This window comes from Candidatus Cloacimonadota bacterium, from assembly GCA_034661015.1.
GTDB lineage: Bacteria > Cloacimonadota > Cloacimonadia > JGIOTU-2 > JGIOTU-2 > JAYEKN01.
Map to the genome: position 1 here is coordinate 1 of JAYEKN010000135.1, position 6,619 is coordinate 6,619.

Consider the following 6,619-nt stretch of genomic DNA (forward strand, 5'->3'; position numbering starts at 1 on the left):
ATTTTCCCTCAAAATCCCATTTCGTCCAAATCATCTTCTGAAATCAATATTCTCCTTGCTTTACTTCCCTCGCTTCCGCCTACGATTCCAGCTTCTTCCATCATATTGATCAGACGACCGGCTCGAGCATAACCGATATGGAAACGTCTTTGCATCATGGAGACCGAGGCATACTGCTTCTCTACTGCCACACGAACAGCTTCTGGGAACAGATCATCATCATATTCAATTTCACTGTTTGCTGCTTGAGTGGAAGGAAGGTTAATATCAATTTCCGATCGTTTAAACTTGGAAAGGTGCTTCACAAGTTTTTTTACTTCATTAGTAGAAACGAAAGATCCATGAACACGAATCGGTGGTTTTTTACCCAAAGGTGAGAATAACATATCACCCTGACCGAGTAATTTTTCCGCACCATTAACATCGAGAACCGTGCGGGAATCAGTTTTGGAATAAACCTGAAAAGAAATACGAGACGGGAAATTTGCTTTAATCATTCCGTTAACTACATCGACTGATGGTCGTTGGGTGGCAAATAACAAATAAATCCCCACAGCACGCGCCATGCCGGAAAGTCTTCGCAAGGGTGTTTCTATCTCACGAGCCAAACTAAGCATCAAGTCAGCAAGTTCGTCCACTACGATAATTATAAAAGGCATTTTTTCAAGAAATTTATCTTCTTCATCATTTTCAACAGATTTTTGTGCTTGGCTCATGGTCTTCTTCATTTCGTGATAATCATCGATATTTCGCACATTATATTCTGCGAACAGATCGTACCGCCTTTCCATCTCATTAGTTGCCCAATTCAATAGGTATAGCACGTCTTTCGGGTCGGTTATTACCTCTTTGATCAGGTGGGGAATTTGCTCGTAAATGGAAAGTTCTATCTTCTTCGGATCAAAAAGGATAAAACGTACTTCATCCGGTTTGGCACGGTAAAGAATAGAATTTATAATCACATTTAGGCATACACTTTTCCCCGAGCCGGTAAGTCCCGCAATCAATAAATGGCGAAGATTTTTCAGATCTGCGATAAACGGTTTGCCGGTAATATCTTTTCCAAGAGCTATCAGGGTTGGAGATGGATTGCTACGCATTTCTTCGGAATCAAGCACATCTTTTAACATAATTATATTGGGATTTTTGTTCGGTATTTCAAACCCGATTTTATCTTTTCCGGGAATGGGAGCAACGATACGAATGCTTTTTGCCTTCATAGCAAGAGCAAGATCATTGGAAAGGGAAGTAAATTTGCTAATTTTTAATCCGGGTGCCGGTCGAAATTCATACTGCGTTACAATGGGTCCCACATTCACATTTGTAACTTCACCTTCTAACCCAAACTCGTTTAATTTTGCCATTAGAAGTTTACTATCATTTTGAATTTCTCTTTCTTTATGCTGCAATTCTTGTTTGGTTAGCACATAAGAATCATCGAGAAGTCTATCAGTATCAGGCAAAATATACTCATCAGCATTTTCTTCGTTCGCAATTTTTGCTTCGCTCTGAGTATCACTATCCAATTTATTTTTTTTAGCACTTTTTTGGGAACTGTCTTTCTTCTTTATTTCTGCCGGAACTTTTTCTTTTTTGTTACTCAGATATGAAATGGATGGTTTTTTCGATTTTGTTTGAGGGGTAATTTTTTCCTTTACTTTTGGGTGAAAAAGTCGTTGAAAAGCGGATTTTATCCAATTAATGAAATTATCAACTCCAATAAGAAAAAGCAATGTTCCAAGTATCGCCAACCCAAAAATAATTGAAGAACCAAGATTTTTAAAGATTGGAATAAATCCCTCTTGAATTATAGTTGAAAAAATAATCCCGGAAGGTAAATCTTTTTTTATAGGAATAAAAATTCCACCCATCGAAAGATAAAGCATTAAAATTAAAGTAAATAACGAAAAAGTTAGTAAAAGTTTTGTGCCAATTTTTTCAACTTTTTTGCCGAATATCAAAAATATTCCACTGAAAAACGCGAACAATGCCAGAAAAAAACCGTACGGTTTACTAAAAAGGTAGATAAAAATAAACGATAAAATAGCCCCAAAAGGTCCAATCATATTTGTTAGAAATGGTGGAAATTTGAAACTGATGATTTTAACAAAATTCAAATTTGCGTGTTTGAGAGTTACCAGATCAACTACAGTGAATGATAAAATGGAGAAGAAAAGCAACAGAGAAAAAGCAATCAATAGTAATCCAAAAATTAGTTTGCGATTTTTCACTGATTTTTTAGCATCTTTGGTTAAAATCCTCTTTTGCTTCGTGCTTTGTTTTTTTTCATCAATCATATTCATTTCTCCGTTTTGTGATTTTTCTTGATTATTATCTTTCATATTAAAATAGCCCGCCAATCATACTAATACTTTCCACGAATTTCACGAAACTAGCGAATAAAATAAATTTTTAATTGTGCCGGATACAGAGAATATCACCATCCAGAACTTTGTATTCTTTTCCTTCGAGATGAAATTTACCTTTTTCCTTCAACTCCTTTTCAGAGCCATATTCCTTAAAATCATTATAGGAAAATCGCTCGGCGCGAATAAATCCTTGAGCAAGATCAGAGTGTATTTCTCCGGCTGCTTCTACAGCTGTAGAGCCGTTTTTCAGCGTCCAGGCTCGCACTTCATCTTTTCCGATCGTAAAAAAACTGATTAAACCGAGTGTTTTATAGGATAAACGAGTTAATTTGTCCATTGCGGATTCTGTGATGTCATATTCTTCCATAAACATCTCGGCTTCCTCATCATCAAGTTGGATTATTTCCATTTCGAATTTCCCGGCTATTTCTACTGCCGGATATGTTTCAGCGATTTTATTCATCACATTTTCATTAGAGTGATAGCTATCATCATCCACATTAAGAATTACAAAAACAGGTTTACGGGTGAGAAATTGGAATCCCCGCAAGATTTTCTCTTCCGGAGAATTTAATACAAGAGTTCGAATTGGTTTTCCATCATTCAAACACGAAATACATTTTTCAATTAATTTAATTTCGGTTTTCCCTTCGATTTTATTAACTCCTCTTTTCATCTGTTTTGAAATCGTTTCGATTCTTTTTTCACAGATCACCAAATCGGAAATAATAAATTCTGATTCGAGGGATTCGATATCTTCGAGCGGATTGATTTTTTTGCCGGATAATTCAAAGCCACGGATAACGAGACAGAGGGAATCAACTGTGCGAAGAGAAGCTAAAAAATTGTCCGAAAAAACTTCCTTTTTCTCCTTATCTTTTTCTATTCCCACAAAATCCAGATACTCAATCGTAGCATGAATAGTTTTTTCCGGTTTGAAATTATCACTTAAATAATCAATTCGCTCATCAGCAACTTTAACAGTTGCCAAATTTGGTTTCATTTTCCCTGTGAAATAATCTGCAACTTCGGCGTTGCTGTGTGTAACCGCATTAAAAATGGTTGTCTTTCCGCTTTTTGGCATTCCCACCAAACCTATTTTAATCATAATTATTTAATTCCTTTTTGTGATTATTTTCTTTTTATAGAAAAAGATGCGCATATTCGATTCACGTTTAAAACGTAGTTGTTTTTTTCATCGCACTACAATATTGTCTATAAACTACAAAAGATAGTTGAAATTTTTTATTACTTCGCCCTGATATGGATAGAGATTTTTCTTCTCGGAAAATTTCTGTAAGTCTGCAAGTATCCAATTACCGAAATCATCGAAAGTGTCGTTTGAAATTGTGTTTTCTAAATATGTATTCATATTTTTTTAGTGTAAATTACAGTAAATATTTTTTTTATCATTATGGATTCCTATACTTTCGATCTTATTTTTTAATTCTAAAAAAAAGAAGTTATTAATAATTTAAACGAATATTATTATAATGTAACTCCTTGAAAATAAACGAAATACGGTTCTGTCCATTACTAATTTTCTTTAATTTTCTTTAATTTTTATTAATTTTTATTAATTTTTATTAATTTTTATTTCTTTTTATTTCTTTTTATTTCTTTTTTATTATAAAGCACCCAAACAGGTTTTTTCTTTGAGCCCATATTATCAATGATTCCCAAATTTTTCATTTTGGTTTTCAAATTTTTTAATTTAGTTTTCTTTTGTTTTTCCGTTAAGATGTCTGACAGTTTACTAAATAATAATTCTTCAAAATCCTTTCTATCGGCTTCTTTGTGTTTGTTTAAAAATTCGATTATCAAATCTTGATAGTATTTGTCATTAAAAGCTTTTGCTTTTATATATTCAGCTTTTTGTTCGGTTGCTTCCGCTATTTTTTTGGAAATGAATAAATTCGGATATCGTCCTTCGACTAATTTCTCTTTCTTTAATATTTTATGATTGCTTTTGGAAATTTGTTTCTTTTTTTGAATCTGATCCAGTAGAAATACTTTCCAAATATCAAGATCGGTTTTTTGAATCAGAAGTTTTGTATAATTTTCATCAATGATTTTTCCGGGAATTGTAACTTTAATTTTTTCAGAGAATATTTCATAATCCGGCAAAGGAAAAAAACGCTCCTTTTGAAGTTTGAACATTCTGTAAATACCGCTTCCTATTGTATCGATCATATTCAAATTGACCATCGCATTTGCCAAAAACGGATTTCTTAATTTTTCCAAAGAAAATTCTTGCAATATTACATTTTTGATATTTTCGGGAAGAAATGAGCCGAGATTGGAGAAAATTAGCTGATCGGATTCTTCCATAATAATTATTCTGCCGGAAAGCTCATAATCCTGATGAGCAATACAATTATGCAGGGCTTCCCTGATAACCCAAGGCTCGTAAGTAAGTATTTCTGTTGGAAAAAGAGTATTGGTGATAATATATCTTAATTTTAAATTTCTGATTTTTTTTACAGCTTCTTCAACATTAATCAGAAATGGAGGAAAAAAAAGTTCATAATCAATTTTTATTCCGTTTGTATCTTTTAAAATCCAGGTAATTTGTGCTTTTCCGCGATCAAGAAAATGTTCCGACTCTGGTTTTCCCAGTAGTATTATTGCAGTATTTGTGATTTCTCCTCTGATTGTAATTTTAGCTTTATTTAAAAAATCTATAGTATTCCATTCAGCGACTTCTTCAGTTAATTTTGGATTCTTTTCGATAAAATGTTTACGAGCCATCGATATCGCGGTTTCATCTAAATCATTTACCGAAGCATCTTTGATAATTTGTTTAGACCAATCATATTTCTCTTTCTTATTCCAAATTTTTCGTTCTTTTTCGGGATGTTCGGACATTTTATGTTTGTGTTCTCCAACTCGTATATATGCTATTCCTTTAAATTTAACCGGAGTGTTTTGAGTTGGATCGATTCTGAAAATCACGATATGCTTATTTTCGTAGTTGTATTCAATGATACTAATATCTATTCTGGGAAATAATAGACGGGTCAGCCAAGGTTCCAATCCTTCATTTCCTTTCCCTTTTGCTGTTTTAGGAAAGAAATTTGTTCCGATTATTTTATGTGTTTTATTCTCGACCCCAAAGACTAAATAACCATAATCTTTTTCACATAAACAAGCAGAATTACTCAAAGCGGATATATATTCACCAATTAATTGCGGATCAAAATAATTTGCTTTAAATTCTATCCATTCGGTTTCTGTTCTTTCCGAACAAAGTGTATTAATCAAAGATTTTATATTCATAAATTACCGTCCAAAATAGAAACATAAATAATTTATTAAATTCAATTTACTGAAATTATTGTAATTGTCGTTTGAGATGAAAATTTCTAAGTATATTTTCATAGATTTATTGGCTTTTCTTTGTGATTTTTTTTTGCTTTTCAGGAACTTCTAAATAATTCTCACTGCTGCTAACGCTTTTCCTTGTTTTCTTTTCCAAAGCTTTTTTGGCATCACCGGCAATCTTTCCGCCGTCTTTGGCATCTTTTTGTAATTTCTTAAAACCTTTTGAATTATCTGTTTGTGTGATTTCCGTTGTTGCTCTTTCACCCAACATAGAAAAAATAAGTTCCAGATCGGTCATATGATCTCTTAAATTCTCTCGTTTTAATCTCTTGAATTCTTTGTATTGGCTCGGAGTCATTCCGAAAGTTGCTTTGCTGATTTCTGCTGTTAAAATTGCGTATTCTTTTTGTTCTTTCACCCCTCGGTTTTGCCATTCTTCCGTTAGTTCATCGCGAATTGTAATTCCTCTCATCCTTTTTTTTATCCAATCTTCACTATATCCTTTGGCATTATACAAAGCTCTCGTTCTTTTCGTGGCAAGTTCGGGGTCTTCAATTTCCAGAACTCGTTCATAGCCAACTTTTGCCAACCATCTTTTAAACGGTTCGGCTTTGGATGAGGGAATAGATTGGATTAGCCGGAAAATCTGTTCTGTATCTGCAACATCGGTTTTTCTCATTTTACCGTCTGCTGCCGGCATTTTCAACCGGTTACAATTTGTAACCGTTTCATTTCCTTCTTTCACAAGTCTATGTTTAAGAACTTTCCAGTAATTTCTGGCTCCTTGATAATCTATTTGTTCGGTTAAAATTGCCACAACATCTATAATGGAGAAAAACCATTTTTCTAAAGTTTCATCCCAATGAGTTCTTACTTTTTGCTCTTGGAAAATTTGGATTTTATTTTGTTTGCTCATATCTTATTCT

Annotated in this window: 5 protein-coding genes; all 5 read right to left on the minus strand. The window is 33.3% G+C overall.

The genetic code is table 11. The annotated features are described in order from the left end of the window. Positions 1 to 8: 8 nt before the first annotated feature. The gene (locus U9P79_05480) at positions 9 to 2,342 is read right to left on the minus strand and encodes a DNA translocase FtsK (protein MEA2104078.1); all 2,334 of its coding nucleotides are present in this window, start codon (positions 2,340 to 2,342) and stop codon (positions 9 to 11) included. Between the two features lie 70 nt (positions 2,343 to 2,412). Next, positions 2,413 to 3,477 carry a redox-regulated ATPase YchF gene (gene ychF / locus U9P79_05485; GenBank protein ID MEA2104079.1) on the minus strand — a complete coding sequence of 355 codons (1,065 nt, stop codon included), beginning with the start codon at positions 3,475 to 3,477 and terminating at the stop codon, positions 2,413 to 2,415. 114 nt (positions 3,478 to 3,591) lie between these two features. Then, on the minus strand, positions 3,592 to 3,741 hold the full coding sequence (locus U9P79_05490; GenBank protein MEA2104080.1) for a hypothetical protein: 150 nt from the start codon (positions 3,739 to 3,741) through the stop codon (positions 3,592 to 3,594). 221 nt (positions 3,742 to 3,962) lie between these two features. Further along, on the minus strand, positions 3,963 to 5,648 hold the full coding sequence (locus tag U9P79_05495; protein ID MEA2104081.1) for a putative DNA binding domain-containing protein: 1,686 nt from the start codon (positions 5,646 to 5,648) through the stop codon (positions 3,963 to 3,965). 106 nt (positions 5,649 to 5,754) lie between these two features. Continuing rightward, on the minus strand, positions 5,755 to 6,609 hold the full coding sequence (locus U9P79_05500) for a Bro-N domain-containing protein (GenBank protein ID MEA2104082.1): 855 nt from the start codon (positions 6,607 to 6,609) through the stop codon (positions 5,755 to 5,757). Between the last annotated feature and the right edge of the window lie 10 nt (positions 6,610 to 6,619).